Source organism: Brevibacillus brevis (assembly GCF_031583145.1).
Classification (GTDB): Bacteria; Bacillota; Bacilli; order Brevibacillales; family Brevibacillaceae; genus Brevibacillus; species Brevibacillus brevis_E.
In genome coordinates this window covers 5,347,761-5,367,700 of record NZ_CP134050.1, presented here as the reverse complement: position 1 = coordinate 5,367,700, position 19,940 = coordinate 5,347,761, and the positions used below count along the sequence as shown (strand labels likewise).

General features: G+C 56.5%; 23 protein-coding genes. 22 read left to right on the top strand and 1 reads right to left on the bottom strand.

Annotated features, from left to right (window positions below):
- Nucleotides 1–16 precede the first annotated feature (16 nt).
- The 3 genes from RGB73_RS26570 (at nucleotide 17) to RGB73_RS26560 (ending at nucleotide 2,339) form a co-directional block, all read left to right on the top strand.
- Nucleotides 17–682 carry a SurA N-terminal domain-containing protein gene (locus tag RGB73_RS26570; RefSeq protein ID WP_310766146.1) on the top strand — a complete coding sequence of 222 codons (666 nt, stop codon included), beginning with the start codon at nucleotides 17–19 and terminating at the stop codon, nucleotides 680–682.
- 158 nt (nucleotides 683–840) lie between these two features.
- Nucleotides 841–1,194 (top strand): hypothetical protein, encoded by a 354-nt coding sequence (locus RGB73_RS26565; protein WP_310766145.1) that lies wholly within the window; start codon nucleotides 841–843, stop codon nucleotides 1,192–1,194.
- 215 nt (nucleotides 1,195–1,409) lie between these two features.
- Nucleotides 1,410–2,339 (top strand): DMT family transporter, encoded by a 930-nt coding sequence (locus RGB73_RS26560; RefSeq protein ID WP_310766144.1) that lies wholly within the window; start codon nucleotides 1,410–1,412, stop codon nucleotides 2,337–2,339.
- A 34-nt stretch (nucleotides 2,340–2,373) separates the two neighbouring features.
- Here RGB73_RS26560 and RGB73_RS26555 read toward each other — a convergent pair whose 3' ends face one another.
- Nucleotides 2,374–3,213, bottom strand: a complete 840-nt coding sequence (locus RGB73_RS26555) for an SDR family oxidoreductase (protein WP_310766143.1) — start codon at nucleotides 3,211–3,213, stop codon at nucleotides 2,374–2,376.
- A 337-nt stretch (nucleotides 3,214–3,550) separates the two neighbouring features.
- Here RGB73_RS26555 and coxB point away from each other — a divergent pair, with 337 nt between their 5' ends.
- The 19 genes from coxB to paaB all read left to right on the top strand — a co-directional run bounded on the left by coxB (nucleotide 3,551) and on the right by paaB (nucleotide 19,937).
- On the top strand, nucleotides 3,551–4,570 hold the full coding sequence (gene coxB / locus RGB73_RS26550; RefSeq protein WP_310766142.1) for a cytochrome c oxidase subunit II: 1,020 nt from the start codon (nucleotides 3,551–3,553) through the stop codon (nucleotides 4,568–4,570).
- 57 nt (nucleotides 4,571–4,627) lie between these two features.
- A complete protein-coding gene (gene ctaD / locus RGB73_RS26545; RefSeq protein WP_310766141.1) occupies nucleotides 4,628–6,472 on the top strand; it encodes a cytochrome c oxidase subunit I in 1,845 nt (614 codons plus the stop codon).
- Entirely contained in the window at nucleotides 6,472–7,098 is a 627-nt protein-coding gene (locus RGB73_RS26540; protein WP_310766140.1) for a cytochrome c oxidase subunit 3, read from the top strand. Before ctaD ends, RGB73_RS26540 begins: the two co-directional genes overlap by 1 nt.
- 2 nt (nucleotides 7,099–7,100) lie before the next feature.
- The gene (locus tag RGB73_RS26535) at nucleotides 7,101–7,412 is read left to right on the top strand and encodes a cytochrome C oxidase subunit IV family protein (RefSeq protein WP_310766139.1); all 312 of its coding nucleotides are present in this window, start codon (nucleotides 7,101–7,103) and stop codon (nucleotides 7,410–7,412) included.
- Nucleotides 7,413–7,689: 277 nt separating this feature from the next.
- A complete protein-coding gene (locus RGB73_RS26530; RefSeq protein ID WP_310766138.1) occupies nucleotides 7,690–7,989 on the top strand; it encodes an EthD family reductase in 300 nt (99 codons plus the stop codon).
- 17 nt (nucleotides 7,990–8,006) lie between these two features.
- Nucleotides 8,007–8,456 (top strand): hotdog fold thioesterase, encoded by a 450-nt coding sequence (locus tag RGB73_RS26525; protein ID WP_396136145.1) that lies wholly within the window; start codon nucleotides 8,007–8,009, stop codon nucleotides 8,454–8,456.
- Nucleotides 8,457–8,566: 110 nt separating this feature from the next.
- On the top strand, nucleotides 8,567–8,953 hold the full coding sequence (locus RGB73_RS26520; protein WP_310766136.1) for a PaaI family thioesterase: 387 nt from the start codon (nucleotides 8,567–8,569) through the stop codon (nucleotides 8,951–8,953).
- Nucleotides 8,954–8,980: 27 nt separating this feature from the next.
- Nucleotides 8,981–9,766 carry an enoyl-CoA hydratase-related protein gene (locus RGB73_RS26515; RefSeq protein ID WP_310766135.1) on the top strand — a complete coding sequence of 262 codons (786 nt, stop codon included), beginning with the start codon at nucleotides 8,981–8,983 and terminating at the stop codon, nucleotides 9,764–9,766.
- A 49-nt stretch (nucleotides 9,767–9,815) separates the two neighbouring features.
- Nucleotides 9,816–11,144, top strand: coding sequence for a phenylacetate--CoA ligase PaaK (paaK, locus tag RGB73_RS26510; RefSeq protein WP_310766134.1), 1,329 nt, complete (start codon nucleotides 9,816–9,818; stop codon nucleotides 11,142–11,144).
- Nucleotides 11,145–11,178: 34 nt separating this feature from the next.
- Entirely contained in the window at nucleotides 11,179–11,952 is a 774-nt protein-coding gene (locus tag RGB73_RS26505; RefSeq protein WP_310766133.1) for an enoyl-CoA hydratase-related protein, read from the top strand.
- 9 nt (nucleotides 11,953–11,961) lie between these two features.
- Nucleotides 11,962–12,738 carry an enoyl-CoA hydratase-related protein gene (locus RGB73_RS26500; protein WP_310766132.1) on the top strand — a complete coding sequence of 259 codons (777 nt, stop codon included), beginning with the start codon at nucleotides 11,962–11,964 and terminating at the stop codon, nucleotides 12,736–12,738.
- Nucleotides 12,739–12,798: 60 nt separating this feature from the next.
- On the top strand, nucleotides 12,799–13,617 hold the full coding sequence (locus RGB73_RS26495; RefSeq protein WP_310774559.1) for a 3-hydroxyacyl-CoA dehydrogenase family protein: 819 nt from the start codon (nucleotides 12,799–12,801) through the stop codon (nucleotides 13,615–13,617).
- Nucleotides 13,601–14,344 carry a 3-hydroxyacyl-CoA dehydrogenase family protein gene (locus RGB73_RS26490; RefSeq protein WP_310766131.1) on the top strand — a complete coding sequence of 248 codons (744 nt, stop codon included), beginning with the start codon at nucleotides 13,601–13,603 and terminating at the stop codon, nucleotides 14,342–14,344. The genes RGB73_RS26495 and RGB73_RS26490 overlap by 17 nt, the downstream gene beginning before the upstream one ends.
- A 9-nt stretch (nucleotides 14,345–14,353) precedes the next feature.
- On the top strand, nucleotides 14,354–15,550 hold the full coding sequence (locus RGB73_RS26485; protein ID WP_310766130.1) for a thiolase family protein: 1,197 nt from the start codon (nucleotides 14,354–14,356) through the stop codon (nucleotides 15,548–15,550).
- Between the two features lie 43 nt (nucleotides 15,551–15,593).
- The gene (locus RGB73_RS26480) at nucleotides 15,594–16,796 is read left to right on the top strand and encodes a thiolase family protein (RefSeq protein WP_310766129.1); all 1,203 of its coding nucleotides are present in this window, start codon (nucleotides 15,594–15,596) and stop codon (nucleotides 16,794–16,796) included.
- 23 nt (nucleotides 16,797–16,819) lie between these two features.
- A complete protein-coding gene (locus RGB73_RS26475) occupies nucleotides 16,820–17,254 on the top strand; it encodes a thioesterase family protein (protein WP_310766128.1) in 435 nt (144 codons plus the stop codon).
- A 157-nt stretch (nucleotides 17,255–17,411) separates the two neighbouring features.
- Nucleotides 17,412–18,236: a phenylacetic acid degradation operon negative regulatory protein PaaX gene (paaX, locus tag RGB73_RS26470; protein WP_310766127.1), complete on the top strand. Its 825-nt coding sequence runs from the start codon at nucleotides 17,412–17,414 to the stop codon at nucleotides 18,234–18,236.
- A gap of 426 nt (nucleotides 18,237–18,662) precedes the next feature.
- Complete coding sequence (gene paaA / locus RGB73_RS26465; protein ID WP_396136238.1) at nucleotides 18,663–19,586, top strand: 1,2-phenylacetyl-CoA epoxidase subunit PaaA; 924 nt, start codon at nucleotides 18,663–18,665, stop codon at nucleotides 19,584–19,586.
- A gap of 9 nt (nucleotides 19,587–19,595) precedes the next feature.
- On the top strand, nucleotides 19,596–19,937 hold the full coding sequence (paaB, locus tag RGB73_RS26460; protein WP_310766125.1) for a 1,2-phenylacetyl-CoA epoxidase subunit PaaB: 342 nt from the start codon (nucleotides 19,596–19,598) through the stop codon (nucleotides 19,935–19,937).
- The last annotated feature ends 3 nt before the right edge of the window (nucleotides 19,938–19,940 follow it).

Below are 19,940 nucleotides of genomic sequence, written 5' to 3'. Positions count from 1 at the left end.
AAGAGAGGATTTCCATGTGAAGAAGTTTGACGTTTCCATTCTTTCGGCCTCCATCCTGCTGGTGGGACTAGCTGTGCTAGGGGTCTACCAGGCAAGCGAGCAGGAGCGCGACCCTGCGTTGGTCAAGGCAGGCGATACCTCGATCACGCAGTACCAATTGTACGATGAAATGAAAAGTCTGTACGGGAAACAGATGCTAAACGAACTTGTGGCGCAATCTTTAATCAAGCAGGAAGCCAAACTGCAAAATATAACGGTCAGCAAAGAAGATGTAGACAAGGAAATCAACGGGATGAAGCAGCAGATCGGTTCGGAGGAAGCTTTTAAAAACTACCTGGACAGTATGGGAATGAACGAAGAAAAGCTCCGGAACCAGCTGCAGCTCCTCATGACCCGCGACAAGCTGCTGGACAAGGCGTTCCCGGTGACTGAGGAGCAAATCCAGCAGTACTACAACGCGAACAAAGACCAGATGGGTTCGCCTGCCCCCGAATTGGACAAAGTGCGGGATCAGATCAAAAACGTTCTGGTGGAAAGCAACCGCAGCGAAAATTACGGGAAGTGGATGGAGTCGCTGGAGAAGAATCACAAGGTCGAATGGTACGATCCGTCGTTTGCCGAGAGCGCTGCCGAAAGTGCTGCCGACAGTGCACAGACGCAAACCGAGGCCCCAATCAAATAAGAAAGTGCTTGGACAAAACCCGCGTCGGTATCGATGCGGGTTTTTTGCGCTTTGCTTTCGTCTTCCAGGGTGCGCCCTTTCGCGGCATGAAAAAATGCCCGGTAGGAATCGCTGGAATCGGGAATACTGTGGAAAGCTGAAAAAGGAGGCGGATGGGCGTGGACGGTTTACTGGTGAAGCTGCTCGTAAGTCCCGTAGTGGTAGTGCTGGCAGACGCGCTGTTCCCTGAAGTGAATTACTCGTCCCTCTATTATTCGATCGGAGTGGGCTTTGTCCTGGCTTTGGCAGGATACTGGCTGGAGCATATGATTTTGCGGCCAGGTACCCTGTGGATGAGCACGGCGGCGGATTTCATCGCGGGGTTTTTGATTGTGTACGCCAGCGCCTTTCTGGTGCCGGGCTCCCAAATCTCGGCGGTGGGAGCGGGGTTCGTGGCGATCTTGTTCGGCGTGGCCGAATACGTGCAGCACGGCTGGCTGATCCGGACCGGCCGGGTTCGGGGAGCGGAATAAAGGAGAACAGAGCCTGCTCGATCCTCGGGAAAGAGCGGGTTTTTTTGTACAGATCGGAATTTATCCAGTACAAGGGCAACCGCGGCTCCTCCAAAAGGCATGGCGTAGCCAGGTTTACTAGCCCAGCTTTTGACAGACAGGACAAACAAGCGATATTCTACAGGAAGACGATAGAAAAAAGCACAGACTGTTTTCGAATCAGGTGGGGGAGATTCATGAGGGCAATCATACTGGGAGTCGTGGCTTCACTCTTTTTCGCATTTACATTCGTGCTCAACCGGGCGATGGAGCTGTCGGGCGGAAGCTGGCTGTACAGTGCATCCTTGCGCTATTTGTTTATGATTCCGTTCCTGCTTTTGATCGTCGGCATTCGCGGTCGGCTGCGGCCGCTGTGGGAGGAAATGAAAGCTCGGCCGTGGCAGTGGCTGGTATGGAGCTTTGTGGGTTTCGTCCTGTTTTACGCGCCCCTCTGCTTCGCGGCGATGTACAGCCCGGGCTGGCTGATCGCGGGGACATGGCAGGTGACGATCATTGCCGGGTCACTTCTGGTTCCGCTGTTCGGTCAGAAAATTCCGTACAAGGGCCTGCTCATGTCCTTGCTGATCCTGGTCGGAGTAGCTCTCATGCAGCTCCACGAGGCAAGAGCGCTGGGGGGACGGGAAGTATGGCTCGGGATCGTCCCGATTGTCGTCGCTGCCTTTGCCTATCCGCTCGGGAACCGCAAGATGATGGCGATCACAGGGGGGCGGATCGACGCCTATGAGCGCGTGCTGGGCATGACGCTGGCCAGCCTCCCCTTCTGGCTGCTGCTCGGGGGATGGGGTCTCGCGACGGAAGGTCCGCCCAGCGGCAGTCAAATGCTGCAATCGCTGCTCGTTGCGCTGACATCGGGGATCGTGGCGACCGTCCTGTTTTTCCAGGCGACGGACATGGCCAAAGGAAACGCGCAGCGGCTGGCGGTGGTCGAGGCGACGCAGGCCGGCGAGGTCGTCTTTGCGGTCCTGCTCGAGATCCTGATCCTGAGTGCGCCGCTGCCTGGAATCTGGTCCGCTGTCGGGATGGTGCTGGTCATTGTCGGGATGGTCCTGCACAGCGTATTGTCGGCTGCTCCCTCCAGCAAAAAGCGGACGAGCGCGTCTTCCTAGGGGGCAGCCTGTGCCTCCGTCCGTGAGAAGGGCCTCACTTGAGCCTGCTGGCGATCATGGCTTCGATCCACGACCACGGGAGGATGCTTTTCGCAGCGATCGCGAGGCGTACTCCCCGGCCGACGGGATAGCGCAGGCGAGGCTTGGGGATCGTGGCTGCGTGCACGATGGCGGACACGACTTCATCCGGCTCGGGGGCGCTCTCCATGATTTGCGCGACGGAGGCCATCAGCCGTTCATTTTGCGCCGCATAGGGAGAGTCGGGTGAGAATGTGGTCTTGCGCAGCCCCTTTTCCCATATGGATGTACGGTACGAGCCCGGCTCGATCAGGATGACGTCCACACCAAACGGCCGCATCTCCAGCCGCAGAGATTCGCTGAAGCCTTCGACCGCGTGCTTGGAAGCGGCGTAAGGGGCCAGGCCGGGAAAGCCGATGCGGCCGCTGATGCTGCTGATGTTGATGATCCGGCCGCAGCCCTGTTTTCGCATGTGGGGCAAGACGGCCCGGGTGACGTTGATCAGTCCGAACACATTGACTTCAAATTGCTCGCGCCAGTCTTCTTCCGGGATTTCCTCGGCGAAGCCTCCGCAGGCCCAGCCCGCGTTGTTCACCAAGAGATCGATTCTTCCATAGCGGTCGATGATAGCAGAGACGCTTTCCTCAATCTGCTTCGAAGATGTGACATCCAAGGGGATTACTTCCATATGTTCGCTCTCTATATTCAATTTTGCAATTTTGTCAAGTGGCTCTCGTTTGGACGTGTCGCGCATGGATGCAATTACCTGAAAACCAGCCTTGACTAATGCTGCGGAAACGTGTTTTCCGAAGCCGCTAGAGGAGCCTGTTACGAGGCAAACCAGTCGTTTTTGCATGTTTTTCTCCTTTTTCCTACCAAAACAGGGTTGATCTGTCTCGAAAGTTCACAAATTTGTTCATAAATTTGTTAACAAAATGATAACAAATAGCCTTTAGATTAAGGAAAATTTATGTATACTTAAATGGTTACCACGCGCGGATAGAAGTGTGTTCTCCTACTGCTACTCTATTTGTTTGTTTTTGGAATGGCTGCTAATACTTTTCGCGATTGGGTATCATATCTGGTGAAAAGTAGAAGTGGGCTATCCTTTGCAAAGAAAAGAGTACATAAAACCTTCTAGTTGCAAGCGTGGCTAGAACGTTACCAACACGAAGAAAGAGGGGTTCATGGGTATGAAGGGTTGGCAACAGTTTTGGCGTCAGCTATCTCTGTTTGGTCTGCTGGCGCTGGCATTAACCGGTTGTGGCAAAGATGAGCTCTCCACGCTCAAGCCATCCGGTCCGGTTGCAGCGATGCAGTATGACTTGATGAAGCTGTCCTCCGCTATCATGATCGGCGTTTTTATTGTCGTTATGCTGATCTTTACGTACGTCCTCATTCGATACCGTAAGCGTCCGGGACAGCAGGGAATTCCGAAACAGGTGGAAGGCAATCATGCACTTGAAATTCTTTGGACAGTAATTCCATTCCTGCTTCTGATCGTAATGGCGGTTCCGACGGTGACGACCGGATTCGAGCTCCACAAGTCGTATTCCAAAGAGGAAGCGCTTCAAGTGAAGGTGACGGCTCACCAGTTCTGGTGGGAATTCGAATATCCGGATCTTGGCGTATCCACTGCACAGGACCTGGTGATTCCTGTCGGCAAAAAAGTTCAATTTACGGTGACGTCTGCTGACGTTATGCACGCATTCTGGATTCCGGCATTGGGTGGCAAGATCGACACGAACCCTGGCCAGGAAAACAAAATTTGGCTCCAAGCCGACAAGACTGGCACTTTCTACGGAAAATGCGCGGAGCTCTGTGGAGCGTCCCACGCCTTGATGGACTTCAAGGTGGAAGTCATGGATCAGGCAGCGTTTGACAGCTGGACCAACGGCATGAAGGGCATCCAGTCCGCAGAGCCGGCGGTTGCGACCAGCGCAAGTGCGGCACAAGGTCAAGAAATCTTCAACAAGAGCTGTCTGGGATGCCATGCTGTAGCTGGCAAAGGCGGAAAAATGGGTCCAAACCTGACCAACTTCGCAGATCGCGAACGCGTAGCAGGTATCCTCGCCCACACGCCTGAAAACGTCGCAGAGTGGCTGAAAGATCCGCAAAAGGTGAAGCCGGGCAACAACATGCCGAACCTGAACCTGGATGATACGCAAGTGAAAGCGCTTGTAGATTACTTGCAAACACTCAGCGTGAAGTAAGATCCGCCATTGAATACTACTCGTCATAGGCAGTGACGCTTAAAAGGAGGTAAACCTGTGTCTGCACATGCTTCTCACGCACCAAAGCGCTCAGGGCTGTGGGATTGGCTCACAACAGTGGACCATAAGAAAATCGCGATCCTGTACTTGATTGCCGGTGGGATTTTCTTCCTGGCTGGCGGTTTTGAGGCCCTGTTGATTCGTCTGCAATTGATGTATCCGGAGTCTTCCGTCGTGGGTGCCAAGACGTTTAACGAACTGATCACCATGCACGGCACCACAATGATCTTCCTGGCAGCGATGCCGATTATCTTTGCTCTGATGAACGCGGTTGTTCCTCTGCAAATCGGGGCTCGCGACGTGGCGTTCCCGTTTGTGAACTCGCTCGGCTTCTGGCTCTTCTTCTTCGGGGGAGTCCTGCTGAACACCAGCTGGTTCCTGGGTGGAGCTCCCGATGCCGGTTGGACCTCGTATACGACTTTGGCATTGAACCAATTCAGCGGCCACGGTGTAGACTTCTACGTACTTGGTCTGCAGATCGCCGGTCTCGGTACGCTGATCGGTGGTATCAACTTCCTGGTTACGATCATCAACATGCGCGCTCCAGGCATGACATTCATGCGCATGCCGATGTTTACCTGGGCGTCCTTCGTGACTTCCGGTTTGATTCTCTTCGCATTCCCGGCGATTACCGTCGGCCTGGTTCTGTTGATGTTCGACCGTCTGTTCGGCGGTAACTTCTTCAACCCGGATGCGGGTGGTAACGTTGTCATCTGGGAGCACATCTTCTGGATCTTCGGTCACCCCGAGGTATACATCCTGATTCTCCCGGCATTCGGTGTGATTTCTGAAGTCATCTCTACATTTGCGAGAAAGCGCCTGTTCGGTTACAGCTCCATGGTATTCGCGACTGCGCTGATCGGCTTCCTCGGCTTCATGGTGTGGGCGCACCACATGTTCACTACAGGGCTAGGCGCCATCGCCAACACGCTGTTCGGTCTGGCTACCATGCTCATCGCGGTGCCGACCGGTATCAAAATCTTCAACTGGCTGCTCACCATGTGGGGCGGGCAAATCCGCTTCACGACAGCCAACCTGTGGGCGGTTGGATTCATCCCGACCTTTACCATCGGCGGGATGACAGGGGTCATGCTCGCGATTCCGCCGGCTGACTACCAATACCATGACAGCTACTTCGTAGTTGCCCACTTCCACTACGTTATCGTAGGGGGTCTCGTGTTCGGACTCTTCTCGGGGCTGTACTACTGGTGGCCAAAAATGTTCGGGAAGCTGCTCAACGAAACGCTGGGGAAATGGAACTTCTGGACGTTCTTCATCGGTTTCCACCTGACGTTCTTCCCGCAGCACTTCCTGGGTCTGATGGGGATGCCTCGCCGCGTATTCACGTACCTGAAGGATCAAAACCTCGACCTGGGCAACTTCATCAGTACGATTGGCGCATTCGGTATGACGATCGGTACGATCCTGTTCGTCGTCAACATCTTCGTCACGGCAGCCAGCTCCAAGCGCGCTCCTGCTGACCCGTGGGACGGACGTTCTCTGGAATGGGCGATTCCATCGCCGCCGCCAGAGTACAACTTTGCACAGACTCCGCTGGTACGCGGTCTGGATGCGTTCTGGATCGAGAAAGTGGCTGGCAACAAAGGCATGACGCCTGCGGAACCGCTCGGCGACATCCACATGCCATCGCCTTCGTTCCTGCCGTTTCTGATGTCCGTCGGTCTGTTCATCGCAGGCTACGGCTTCATGTACCACAACTACGTGGTAGTCGTGATCGGTCTGCTGGTAACATTCGCTTGCATGTTTACCCGTTCCGTAAAAGACGATCCGGGTTATCATATTCATGAGGACGAAATTGAGGAGAAAGGGGTTAAGGCTTAATGGCTACACATCATGCAAATGCAGTATTGCCTGACGAACCGGAAAAAGCCACCCTTGAGGGCAAGAACAAGCTTCTTGGCTTCTGGCTCTTCCTCGGTGGGGAGACTGTTCTCTTCGGTTCCTTGTTTGCTACATTCATTGCGCTCCGCGACCAAACAAACGGCGGTCCAACTTCGCAGCAGCTGTTCGACATGCCGCTGGTCGCGGCAGCGACTCTGCTTCTGTTGACCAGTTCCATGACTGCCGTAATGGCTACCTTGGCTCTGCACAAGAAAAACCTGAAGCAAATCCAGGTGTGGCTGACCATCACCGTACTGCTCGGCCTGGGCTTCCTCGGTCTGGAAATTTACGAGTTCATGCACTATGTGCACGAAGGACACAAGATCTCGACAAGCGCGTTCGGTTCTTCCTTCTACACGCTGGTCGGATTCCACGGGGGTCACGTAGCGTTCGGGATTCTCTGGATCGTCCTTCTGCAATTGTCCGCAACGAAAAAAGGCCTGACTGTGGTTACCGCTCCGAAGTTCTACTTGGCTTCCCTGTACTGGCACTTTATTGACGTCGTATGGGTATTCATCTTTACCGTGGTGTATCTCATGGGTATGATCGGTGGAAAGGTGGGATAAACATGGGGGCACATACAGAAGAAGTGCGCAAGCCTAAAGTGAAGCACGACAGTCCGAAACGACACCTCGTTGCTTTCATCGGTTCTCTGGTATTGACGGCGCTCGCGTTTATCGCAGTGGCCTTCGAAGTGATCCCGGCAGGCTTTACGGTGCCATTCATCGTGGTGCTGGCATTTGTTCAAGCCTTCTTCCAGCTCTTTGTCTGGATGCACATGGACCAAAAAGGTCACGAATTTGCGCGGATCAGCATTTTTGCAGGGTTGTTTGTCATCCTGCTCGCGGTCATCGTGTTTGTGTTCTGGGTCTGGATCTAATACGAAAAGAGGGTGGACATCGCGTCCGCCCTCTTTTTTTGCTATTTTTTTGCATAGGGACTTCCAGTAGCGGAGGTTCTTTTTTTGTGAAGAAAAGCATCCGATAGTGGATGATAGGTGATATCACGGTTATTCCGGCGCCAGGAAGCACCGCGCAAAAAAGCTTGCGTCAATTCTGAAGAATTTATATAATAAAAACTGTAACGTGCGTTAAAATAACGTTATACAATTAACTCGTCACATGTTATTGCTATTTCCATAAGAAAGCAGGGATATCATGGTGAAATTGGTGGCTATCTATCGCAAACCGGAGGATGCCGAGGCATTTGACAAGCACTACGAGGAAGTCCATACGCCGCTGGTGAAGAAAATGCCGGGCTTGATCAAGCTGGAAGTCAACAAAATATACGGTACGCCGATGGGCGAGAGCGATCTGCACCTGATTGCGGAAATGCACTTCGAATCCAAAGAGGCACTATTGGAAGCGCTGTCATCCCCTGAGGGACGCGCAGCCGGAAAAGACCTGCGCGGATTTGCCGGGCCACTAGTATCTATGCACTTTGCCGAAGTGGTATAACCGTGGGAGCAAAATCGATGATCGACGAGCGCGCGGTCCATCAAAAGCATTACGACGAGATCTGTGAAAAGCTGGCACAGGACCAGTTCGCGCAATTTTTGGGGATGAAGCTGCTACAATTGGGAGAAGGGACGGCCACAGCGGAATTGACGGTAGCCGACCACATGCTGAATGCGCACGGGACGGCACACGGGGCCGTGATCTTTTCACTGGCGGATTTCGTATTTGCGGCAGCGTGCAATTCATATGGCAAGACGTCTGTGGCCTTGTCGATGAACATCGGTTTTTTAGCGGCCGGCTTCAAAGGAAACCGTCTTGTGGCGACTGCGACGGAGGAAAAGAAAAACAATCGCACGGCCTGGTACCGAATTCGCGTGGAAAGCGAGAACGGTCTGGTAGCTACACTGGATGCGCTGGCTTACCGCAAAAACGAATACTTCGTACCGGTCGAGGATGAGGAAGCATAGCCGCCGAACGAGGAAAGAACACGACGGAAAGGATGCCCGATAGCAGGTAGCTAAAGGCTCCTTTCCCTCTTTATTACGATAAGCGAGATGACGAAGAAGGAGACGCAGCGATGACGGAAGAAAGCCGCAACCGGTTCAACCAGTATTTGGGGATAGAAGTAGTTCATCAGGATGAGCAGGGGTGCAAGGTCGCTCTGAAAATTCGCCCCGAGCTGTACAACAGCATTGACGGGGTCGTGCACGGGGGAGTCACTTCCACACTGGCTGACGTCGCGATGGGGCACGGCGCTGCGCCGCATGTGGACGGCGTACAGCAATGCGTCACGGTGGAGAGCAAGATCCAGTATTTGTACCCTGCAAGAGGAGAGCTCCTCGAAGCGCAGTCCTATGTGCTCAAAAGAGGCAAGACGCTGATCATCATGGAGGCGCGCGTCACCTGCGACGGCAAGCTCGTGGCAGTAGCCACAGGGACGTATGCCCGAACCAAGCAGGGGTAATTTCCGAATGGGAGAAGGAGGGCAAGCATGAAGCAGGATACGGTGCGCTTTGAGAGGGCCGGACACGCAGGGGTGATCACCCTGAACCGTCCCGACGAGCTGAACGCGTTGAACTATGATACACTGGACCGTTTGGACGAGATCATCGAGGAGATTCGGGCCAGCTCCAAGGACATCCGCGTAGTGATGGTCAAAGCAGAAGGACGGGCTTTTTGCGCCGGCGCCGACTTGAAGGAGCGCCGGACGTTGACGGAGCAGCAGGTGCGCCGAAACGTACGCAAAATCCGGGACGTATTCACCGCCCTGGAGCGGCTCCCGCAGCCGTCGATTGCACTCATCAACGGCTTTGCGTTCGGAGGAGGCTTCGAGCTGGCGCTGGCTTGCGATTTTCGCTACGCGGCGGCGGAGGCAAAAATGGGCTTGACCGAAGTGAGCCTGGGGATCATTCCCGGTGCGGGCGGCACGCAGCGATTGTCGCGGTTGATCGGCCCTTCCAAGGCCAAGGAGCTGATCTTGACTGCACGCCGCATTTCGGCCGCTGAAGCGTACGAGCTCGGAATTGTGAACGGTGTGGCCGGGGATGTCGGGCAGTTGAACGAGCTGGCGGCAGGGCTGGCGAAGGAGATCCTCGCCAATGCGCCTCTGGCAGTTTACCAGGCGAAGGCGGCCATTGATCGAGGATGTAGCGTCGATTTGCAAACCGGACTGGATCTGGAGACGATGTGCTACGAGGTCATCATCCCGACCAAAGACAGGCTGGAGGCACTGGAAGCTTTTCGCGAGAAGAGAAAGCCGGTATTTACAGGCGAGTGACAGCTGGGCATAAACGAACAACGAGAACGAATAGGAATGAGGGAGCAGAATGATCTTTAACGTGGAAATGGAAACGCTGTCAAGGGATAAAATGACAGAATTGCAGCTGAAGCGTCTGCAAGAAACCGTGAAGCGTGTGTATGAGCGGGTCCCCTTTCATAAAAAGGCGTTTGATGAAGCTGGCGTGAAGCCGGAAGACATTCAATCGATCGAGGACCTGCAAAAGCTTCCGTTCATGAAGAAGACGGACCTGCGTGAAAACTATCCGTTCAAGCTGTTCGCCGTCGACATGAAAGAAGTCGCGCGCATCCACGGTTCGTCTGGCACCAAAGGAAAGCCGACCGTAGTGGGCTACACGAAAAACGATCTGGACAACTGGGCGGAAATCGTGGCGCGGGCCATTTGCTGCGCAGGCGGGGAGCCGGGCGACATCTTCCACAACGCCTACGGCTACGGTCTGTTTACCGGCGGTTTGGGGCTGCACAACGGCATCGAGCGGATGGGCGCAGTCGCGGTTCCCGTATCAGGCGGCAATACACCTCGTCAAATCACGCTGATCGAAGACTTCCAGCCACGCGGACTGTCCGGCACTCCTTCTTATGTTCTCAACATCGTCGAGGAAATGAAAAAGCAAGGGATCAATCCCCGCGAAACCAGTCTCAAATACGGCATTTTCGGGGCAGAGCCATGGTCGGAAGAGATGCGCGCCCAGCTGGAGGAGGCACTCGACATCAAGGCCGTCGACATTTACGGGCTGAGCGAGGTCATGGGGCCAGGGGTATCCATCGAGTGCCACGAGGCCCAGGATGGCCTGCATATCGCAGAAGACCATTTCATCGCGGAGATTATCGATCCGCAGACAGGCGAGGTGCTGCCGTATGGACAAGAAGGCGAGCTGGTCTTTACCTCCCTGACGAAGGAAGCCTTCCCGGTCATTCGATACCGAACCGGGGACATCGCCTCCCTCCATCCGGAGCCATGCAAATGCGGCCGCACGACGATGCGCATGTCCCGCATCAAAGGCCGCGTAGACGACATGCTGATCATCCGCGGGGTCAATGTGTTCCCTACGGAAATCGAAGCGGTTCTCCTTACCTTCAAAGAGCTGGCGCCGCACTATCAGGTGGTCATCGAACGCGACGGAGCCTTGGACCGCTTTGAAGTCCACTGTGAGCTGGCGCCGGAATACATGAGTGAGATTGGTTCCGCCGATAACCCAGCTCTGGGGTCTCTCGTCAAGCAAATCGGCCACATGATCAAATGCTCCCTTGGCGTTTCTGTCGTAGTGCGCATACTGTCGCCGAATTCCCTCGTCCGGAGCGAGAGCAAGGCGATCCGGGTCGTGGACAACCGCAACAAGACGCAAGCGGCGATCTAAACGGGCACGAGCCCAAAGAAAGCAGGTGGAAGCAGTGACGTATGAGTGCATTTCCGTGGCTCGCGAGGACAGGGTCGGCATTGTCACTCTCAATCGACCGAAAATTCTCAATGCGTTGAATTTGCAGCTGGTCAGCGAGCTCGTCCATGAGCTGGAGCGGCTGGACAACGATCCAGACATCGGGGCTATTTTGCTCACGGGAGGCGACAAGGCGTTTGCGGCGGGAGCCGACATCAACGAAATGGCGGAAGCGTCGGCGATCGAAATCATGAAGCGCGACCAGTTTGCCGTCTGGGATCGCATCTCCCGCATTTCCAAGCCGATCGTCGGCGCGGTCAGCGGATTCGCTCTCGGAGGCGGCTGCGAGCTCATGATGAACTGCGACATCGTGATTGCCTCGGAGACGGCGGTGATCGGACAGCCGGAAATCAAGCTGGGCGTGATGCCGGGCGCTGGCGGTACCCAGCGTCTCGTGCGGGCAGTGGGACTGCGGAAGGCGATGGAAATGCTGCTCACAGGCGAGCCGATTTCCGCGCAGGAAGCCTTGCGCTGCGGACTGGTCAACCGTGTCGTGCCGGTCGAGGCGTACTTCCGCGAGGCGCTTAAGCTGGCGAAGCAAATCGCCGCGCAGCCGCCGCTCGCTGTACAAGTCATCAAAAAGGCGGCGCTCAAAGCGGAGGACCTGCCCCTGCAGGATGGCATGGACTACGAACGAAACGGCTTTTACTTGCTGCTCGCAAGCGAAGATCGCAGGGAAGGCATGCAAGCCTTTTTGGAAAAGCGCAAACCCCGGTTCACGGGAAACTAGGAGGCGGCCATGTACGAGACCATTTGCTATGAAGTGTCGGAAGGTGTAGCAGTCGTGACATTGAACCGTCCGGACAAGTTCAACGCCTTTACGGAGAAAATGAACAAGGAAATCACGGATGCCTTGAAGCAGGCGCAAAAGGATCCAAAGGTGCGCTGTCTCTTGCTGACGGGGGCGGGCCGCGCGTTCAACGCGGGCCAGGACCTTGGCGATGTGGCAGGCGGGGACGTGGATTACGGCGCCTTTTTGCGGGAGCGGTACAACCCGATGATTCTCCAGTTTCAAAAAACGGAAAAGCCGATCATCGCGGCGGTAAACGGCGTAGCGGCGGGAGCGGGGATGAGCGTGGCGCTCGCTTGCGACATCCGCCTCGCTTCCGAAAGGGCGTCGTTTGTGAGTTCGTTTGTCAACATCGGGCTGGTGCCTGACTCCGGGGGCTGCTACTTCTTGCCGCGCATCATCGGAATGGGCAAAGCGCTGGAGCTGGCCATGACGGGTGAAAAGGTATCGGCCGCTGAAGCGCTGCGGATCGGACTGGTAAATCAGGTGTATCCGGCGGAGAGCTTTCAGGAGGACGCGCTGGCGTATGCGCGCAAGCTCGCAGCCCTGCCCACTCGCGCTATCGGCTTGATCAAGCGGACGATGTACAAAGGGCTCGAGATGAACCTGGAAGAGACGCTCGCCTACGAAGCTTTCGCACAGGAGGCGGCTGGCAGCACGGAGGATCACCGGGAAGGGGTAGCCGCCTTCATGGAAAAGCGCGCTCCCCGTTTTACGGGACGATAGGGCACAGGGGGGAGAAAAGTGGGAGAAACAAAAACGGTAGGTGTCATCGGGGCCGGGACGATGGGAGCGGGGATCGCTCTCGTCTGTGCCCGCCGTGGATACCGTGTCGAACTGCTGGATGCGAATCAGGCCGTATTGGATAAAGCGCTCGGGTACTTGCGGAGCGTGCTGTCCAAGGACGTGGAAAAAGGCAAGATCAGCGGCGAGCAAAAAGAGCAGACGCTGGAGCGTGTACAGTTCGTCTCCGACATGCAGCAGCTGGAGGCTTGCGACATCGTCATCGAAGCAGTGCCGGAGCGGCTGGATCTGAAAAAGACCATATTCGGCGAGCTTTCCCGAATCTGCAAAAGCGAAGCGTTGCTTTTAACCAATACCTCCTCCATTTCCATCACGGAAATAGCCGGAGGGCTGCCGCACCCCGAGCGCATTCTCGGGTTTCATTTTTTCAACCCTGCGCCAGTCATGCCCCTGGTGGAAGTGATCCGCGGGAAGAAGTCCAGCGAAGAAAATGTGCAGGCGGCGTATCGCTTTGCGGAGGAGCTGGGGAAGGTGCCGGTGCTCGTGACCGATACCCCTGGTTTCATCGTCAATCGCATCGCCCGACCTTACTATAATGAAGCATTGCGTATACTCGGTGACAACGTTGCGGGTGTCGAGCAAATCGATCGGATCATGAAGAAAGCCGGCGGTTTCAAAATGGGGCCGTTTGAGCTGCAGGACATGATCGGAATCGACATCAACTTCGCCACGACGCAATCGGTCTACACCGATTTCTTCCACGAAGGACGATTCAAGCCCAGCCGGATCCAGCAGCGGATGGTACAGGCAGGCAGCTTGGGCAGAAAGACGGGGGATGGCTTCTATGACTACAGCAAATAAGACGGTATTGCTCACCGGGGACAGCCCGCTGCATGCGGAGCTGCATACCCTCCTTGCCGCAAGCGGCTATCGAGTCGTCTCGCTCGAGGAAGGCGAGGCAGAGCCGGAGGCGGTCTATCTCGCACTGGAAGTGAACAATCTCGATTTGGAGGAGAAAAGGAAGCAGCTCGGCGATCTGGACCGCATTTTGCCATCTTCCGTGCCGATTGTGGCTACGTCTTTGGCGGTCACGGCGACGGAGGCGGCTTCCTGGACACGGTATCCGGAGCGTGTATGCGGCTTCGGCACGCTGGTGCCGCTCACAGAGCGAGAGCTGTTTGAGGTGGCTCCTGCGCTGCAGACAGAACAAGCAGCTCTGGAGGCGACCGTAGCGTTGTTTCAGTCCCTTGGCAAAGAAACGGAAGTGGTCGAGGATGAAGTCGGACTCGTGTTTCCGCGCATTCTTTCCTTGATCATCAACGAGGCGGCGTTCGCGCTGATGGAAAGGGCGGCTACTCCGGAGGACATCGATACCGCCATGAAAAAAGGCACGAACTATCCGTACGGTCCTCTGGAATGGGCGGACCGGATCGGCCTGGACGAGATTTACGCCATTTCCCGCGGCTTGCAGCGCGACCTGGCGGAAGAGCGCTACCGCACAGCGCCGCTCTTGCGAAAGCTGGTGCTGGCCAAGCGGTTCGGGGTGCGCAGCGGCCAGGGATTTTACATGTACCAAGGAAAGGAGTGATACAGGAGGATGGCGACACGGGAGGAAGTCTACGTAGCGGCTGCGGTCCGCACGCCGATCGGCAAGCTGGGCGGCAGTCTCAAGGATACGCCGATCGACGACTTGACCGCGATCGTATTGAACGGCGCGCTCCATCAAGCCGGACAGACGGGGGAAGCCGTGGATGGCGTGATTATGGGCAATGTCATTTCGGCGGGGCCGTTCATCAACATCGCCCGGGTAGGGCTGCTCAAGGCTGGTTTGCCGGAAAGCGTGCCGGGACTGACCGTTAACCGGGTGTGCGCTTCCGGGCTGGAGGCGGTCAACCTGGCGGCGCAATCGATCCAGGCCGGACACAGCAGCGTGATGCTGGCAGGCGGAGTCGAAAATCTCACGCGGGCTCCATACATCATGGAGAAGTTCGAACAGCCCTACCAAAGAGGAAATCAGACCCTGATGGAATCGTTCGGCGGGCCGCGCTCGGCGCCGGTATCCCTCTACGGGGAGCTGACGATGGGCGATACGGCGGAAAACGTGGCGGAGCGGTTCGGGATCAGCCGCGAGGACCAGGACTTGTTCGCGATGGAGAGCCAGCGCCGTGCGGTAGCCGCAATCGACGCGGGGCTGTTTCGCGAGGAGATCGTCCCTGTGACCTTGCGGGGGAAAAAAGGCGAGGAAACAGTTTTTGACAAGGACGAATTCCCGCGCCGCGACACCAGCCTGGAGTCGCTCGCCAAGCTGCGACCGGCGTTTCGCAAAAACGGCACGGTCACAGCCGGCAATTCTTCCGGAATCAACGATGGGGCAGCCGCCTTGCTGCTGATGAGCAAGGAAAAGCTGCGTGAGTCCGGACTCGCTCCGCTTGGCCGGATCGTCCACTTCGCAGCGGCGGGCGTAGACCCGCGCATCATGGGGATCGGGCCAGTCGCTGCCATTCGCAAGCTGCTGGCGGAGGTGGGGATGACCGTCGATCAGATCGACCTGTTCGAGCTGAACGAAGCCTTTGCGTCTCAATCGCTCGCCTGCATGCGCGAGCTGGGCTTGCCTGCGGATCGTACCAATGTAAACGGCGGGGCGATCGCTCTGGGTCATCCGCTCGGATGCAGCGGCGCCAGGCTGGCCGGGACGATTTTGTACGAGCTGCGCCGGCGGAAGGCCCGGTATGGAGTCGTGTCCTTGTGCATCGGCGGCGGCCAGGGGCTGGCTACATTGGTGGAAGCGTTGTAGGCAGAGGGAAAAGAATACGTTGGACGGGATGGAGGAGCAAACGATGAACACCCCTGTAATCATAGATGCCTTGCGGACACCGATCGGCCGGATCGGGGGCGCGCTCAAAGACGTGCGGCCGGACGATCTGGGAGCTTTGGTCATTCGCAAGTTGATAGAGAGGAATCCCATTGATCCGGCGAGCATCGACGACGTGATCTTTGGCTGCGCCAACCAGGCGGGGGAAGACAACCGCAATGTGGCGCGGATGTCCCTGCTGTTGGCCGGATTGCCGGTGGAAGTCCCAGGCGTGACGGTCAACCGCCTGTGCGGATCCGGTCTGGAGGCTGTCAATCAGAGCGCCAATGCGATCAAAGCGGGAGCGGGGCAGGTCTACATCGCCGGCGGCACCGAGAGCATGACTCGCTCGCCCCTGGTGATGATGAAGCCTGGCACTGCCTTCCAGCGCGGCAATCAGCAGCTCGTGGATACGACATTGGGCTGGCGGCTGGTCAATGACAGGATGAAGGAAATGTACCCGCCGATCAGCCTGGGAGAGACGGCGGAAAAGGTGGCGCAGAAGTATGGCATCAGCCGCGAAGCCCAGGACGAATTCGCCCTGCGCAGCCAGCAAAACTACGCCCGCGCGCTGGAGAAGGGCTACTGGGAAGCGGAGACCGTGCCGGTGGAGCTGCAAGGAAGAAAGGGTGAGGTCACGCTGTTTGCGCGCGACGAGCACGCACGGCCGGAGACGACCATGGAGCAGCTGCAAAAGCTGAAGCCGGCTTTCCTGGCGGATGGAACGGTCACGGCAGGCAATTCCAGCGGACTCAATGACGGGGCCAGCGCTCTCTTGATCATGGAACAGGAAAGGGCTCTGGCTGCGGGACTCAAACCGCGCGCCCGGATCGTCGCTTCCGCGGTGGCGGGCGTTGATCCGTCTGTAATGGGGATTGGCCCGGTTCCCGCGACTCGCAAAGCGTTGAAGCAGGCAGGGCTGTCAGTGGAAGACATCGATTTGTTCGAGTTCAATGAAGCGTTCGCTGCTCAGGCCGTCGCCTGCGTCCGCGAGCTGGGCGTGAATCCGGAGCTGGTAAACGTGAATGGCGGTGCCATCGCGCTGGGTCATCCCCTCGGCTGCAGCGGAGCGCGCATTCTCACCACCCTGCTGTATGAAATGGAGCGCCGCGGGTCGCGTTTTGGTCTGGCTTCTATGTGCATCGGAGTCGGTCAAGGCATCGCTACGATCATCGAGCGCGTAGAGTGACGGACCAAAAGGAGGGGCTTGCTGTGAAAGAGGGACTCGTGCCAGGGGTGGAAGCGACCTTTACGGTAACCGTCACGGAAGAGATGGTACCCGTTTTTGACGGCGAAGTCATCCATCCGGTGATGTCTACCGTAAGCATGGTCTACTACATGGAAAAGGCGGGCCGCTACGTCCTCGCGCCTCATCTGGAGGAGCACGAGGAAGGCTCCGGCTTCGCCATCGATATCAAGCACGTCGGTCCGGCAGTCATCGGCCAGGAGGTCACCTTTCGGGCTGTCTGTGTGGAAGTGACGGAAAAGCGCGTGGTCTGCAAGGTCATGGCTGACACCGCCCGCAATCGGGTAGGGGTGGGCCTGTTTACGCAGGCCATTTTCAACAAGGATGAGATGAAGCGCCGCTTCCGGCAATTGCAGGCCGAAATCGACCGTCAAAGTGAAGACGGACGAGTGGGCGAATAGAAACCGCTGGAAGCGGACGACGCATTTCATGACGCTGTATCGTTATGACGTCACTGCGACGTCATACATTCTCAATCTCGGACGATTCACGGGCACGCAAAGAATATGGTACAATTTCACAGCGAACAGGTATGAATCGATCTGGGGGTAGAAATACGTGAAGCCACAATCCATGCTGTTTACAATTTACGGCGAATACGTCCGCCATTACGGGAGCGAGATCTGGATTGGCAGCCTGACCAAGCTCATGGGCGAGTTCGGCTTGTCGGAGCCAGCTGTGCGGGCCGCCATCTCCCGGATGCTGCGCCAGGGCTGGCTGGAGTCGCGGAAGGTAGGCAACCGCAGCTTTTATTCGCTGTCCGAGCGCGGCAGGAAGCGGATGGAGGAAGCTGCCGAGAGAATCTATAAGGTGGAAACGGGCCGTTGGGATGGAAAGTGGTGCATGGTCAGCTACAATATTCCCGAGGAACGCAGGGCCTTGCGGGACCAACTGCGCAAGGAGCTCGGCTGGATGGGCTTCGGCATGCTGACGACGAGTACCTGGATCAGCCCCAACAACTTGAACGAGCGGATCAGGGAGCTGACCGAGGTACAGGAAATCACGGAGTACGTGGAGATTTTTTCGGCCGAGCATACAGGCTGGAGCAATCCGAAGCAGCTGGTGCAGAAGTGCTGGAACATCGAGGAGATCAACGCCAAGTACAAGGAATTTATCGATGTGTACCGGGCCGAGTACGAGGAGCTGGCCGAGAGCATTCGGCAAGGAAAAGAAGTGCCCGACAGTCTTTGCTTTGTGAACAAGACCAAGCTGGTGCACCAGTACCGGAAGTTTTTGTTCATCGATCCGGATCTGCCGGAGGAATTGCTGCCCGAGCTATGGCTGGGCAAAGAGGCGGATCAGCTTTTCCAGGACTACTATCGGCTGTTGAATCCGGGGGCGGTGCGATTTTTCGAGACCGTGTACGAGGCGGCGCCCGTGTAAGCAGACAATGCCCGCTTACAGAGAGCGCACGAGCGTTCCGAAGCGTCAGCAAGCCCGGCTCCACAACTAATAATACGGACAGCGTCAAACAGCTGCTCTTTTCGCAGGCACATCATCTGCGGGAAGGACGGCTGTTTTTTTGTTGCTTTCTGCTAGGAAGGAAGAGGCTCGTCTCCGTGGTGCCCATGTCCAGGCGGCAGCGGGCCGACGTCCGGAGCCAGCTGTGGAAAGCGAAGGCTTTCGGACGGTTGGAATAAATCGGCCGGGGTGTATGCGTTTGCGCCTATTGCGATGAAGTATGACGTTATGATATTATTACGTTACAAAAACGTATTATAATTTATTCGAGATAGAGAATGTCCAAAAAGGAGGTCGCTTTCCGTGAATTCACAGATCGAACGTTCAGACTTGACGGAAAATGAAAAAATGGAAGCGTTTTTAGAGCGAATCGACCGCGGGGAAAAGATCGAAGCGGACGACTGGATGCCGGATGACTACCGCAATCAGTTGATCAAGCTGATTTCCATGCACGGCATCAGCGAGATCATGGGCGCTTTGCCCGAAAAAGAATGGGTGCCGAAAGCGCCGACGCTCCGCCGCAAGCTGGCGATCATGGCGAAGGTGCAGGACGAGATGGGACACGGGCAGCTGCTGCTTCGGGTCGCCGAGGATCTGATCGCTCCTCTGGGCAAGACGCGCGAGGACTTGATGCAGGATCTGTTCGCCGGCCGCCTGAAATTCCACAACGTGTTTCACATGGAAGCGCCGACGTGGGCGGATGCGGGCGTTATTGGCTGGCTGGTCGACGGCGCCGCCATCATTACCCAGTCGATGTCTCTCGATACATCGTACGCTCCCTATGCACGGGCTTTGCATCGCATCTGCGCGGAAGAAAAATTCCATGCGCAGCATGGGGAGAGCATCGTGCTCGAGCTGGCGGAAGGCACGAAGGAGCAGCGGCAGATGCTGCAAGAGGCAATCACCCGCTGGTGGCCATCGCTGCTGATGTTTTTCGGCCCGCCGGAGAATGGCAACATCACGAGCAACCAAGCGGCAAACATGCGCTACAAGATCCGCTCGCAAACGAACGAAGAGCTGCGGCAGGTCTTTTTGAAAAAATATCTCCCGCGGATTTTCCACCTCGGGTTTACGGTGCCGGACGATACGATCTATTTCGATGAAGCGGAAGACAAATGGGTGTACCAGCAGCCGGACTGGGAAGAGTTCAAGCTGATCGTCAAAGGCAAAGGGCCCAGGTCCGCCCAGCGCTTGCATCTGCGGGAAATGTCCTATGAAGAAACCAAATGGGTGCGCGACGCGATCATGTCGTACGGCCGCCAAGTAGGGTAGGTGAATGTCATGAGCAACCAATCTACTAGTGAAAACTTTTTCATCTACGAAGTATTCAGCCAGAAAAACGTAAGCGCTTCCTTTGTGCACCAGTTCAGCCTGCTGGCTCCGAATGCCGAAGTGGCCTTGTCGATGGCGCGTGAAAACTTTTTGCGCCGCGAGCCCTGCTTCAACCTGTGGGTAGTCAAACGCGACGACATCCACGGACTGCCTCCAGAGGAACGGCCCTTCCTGGAGCGGCTCGACAACAAGAGCTACCGCGAGACGAAAGGATACGGCGACCTGCAGGCGAGATGGCGTCGCCACAAGGAGCAGTATGAAGCGCAGCAAAACACCGGGAGCGGCAACTGAGAA

Coding starts and splice junctions, on each gene's coding strand:
- RGB73_RS26490 (WP_310766131.1), top strand. CDS start 13,601: ATGACTACAGCAAATAAGACGGTATTGCTCACCGGGGACAGCCCGCTG.
- RGB73_RS26540 (WP_310766140.1), top strand. CDS start 6,472: ATGGCTACACATCATGCAAATGCAGTATTGCCTGACGAACCGGAAAAA.
- RGB73_RS26525 (WP_396136145.1), top strand. CDS start 8,007: ATGATCGACGAGCGCGCGGTCCATCAAAAGCATTACGACGAGATCTGT.
- RGB73_RS26530 (WP_310766138.1), top strand. CDS start 7,690: ATGGTGAAATTGGTGGCTATCTATCGCAAACCGGAGGATGCCGAGGCA.
- paaK (WP_310766134.1), top strand. CDS start 9,816: ATGATCTTTAACGTGGAAATGGAAACGCTGTCAAGGGATAAAATGACA.
- RGB73_RS26555 (WP_310766143.1), bottom strand. CDS start 3,213: ATGCAAAAACGACTGGTTTGCCTCGTAACAGGCTCCTCTAGCGGCTTC.
- paaB (WP_310766125.1), top strand. CDS start 19,596: ATGAGCAACCAATCTACTAGTGAAAACTTTTTCATCTACGAAGTATTC.
- RGB73_RS26495 (WP_310774559.1), top strand. CDS start 12,799: ATGGGAGCGGGGATCGCTCTCGTCTGTGCCCGCCGTGGATACCGTGTC.
- paaA (WP_396136238.1), top strand. CDS start 18,663: ATGGAAGCGTTTTTAGAGCGAATCGACCGCGGGGAAAAGATCGAAGCG.
- RGB73_RS26520 (WP_310766136.1), top strand. CDS start 8,567: ATGACGGAAGAAAGCCGCAACCGGTTCAACCAGTATTTGGGGATAGAA.
- coxB (WP_310766142.1), top strand. CDS start 3,551: ATGAAGGGTTGGCAACAGTTTTGGCGTCAGCTATCTCTGTTTGGTCTG.
- RGB73_RS26515 (WP_310766135.1), top strand. CDS start 8,981: ATGAAGCAGGATACGGTGCGCTTTGAGAGGGCCGGACACGCAGGGGTG.
- RGB73_RS26500 (WP_310766132.1), top strand. CDS start 11,962: ATGTACGAGACCATTTGCTATGAAGTGTCGGAAGGTGTAGCAGTCGTG.
- RGB73_RS26480 (WP_310766129.1), top strand. CDS start 15,594: ATGAACACCCCTGTAATCATAGATGCCTTGCGGACACCGATCGGCCGG.
- RGB73_RS26485 (WP_310766130.1), top strand. CDS start 14,354: ATGGCGACACGGGAGGAAGTCTACGTAGCGGCTGCGGTCCGCACGCCG.
- RGB73_RS26535 (WP_310766139.1), top strand. CDS start 7,101: ATGGGGGCACATACAGAAGAAGTGCGCAAGCCTAAAGTGAAGCACGAC.
- RGB73_RS26560 (WP_310766144.1), top strand. CDS start 1,410: ATGAGGGCAATCATACTGGGAGTCGTGGCTTCACTCTTTTTCGCATTT.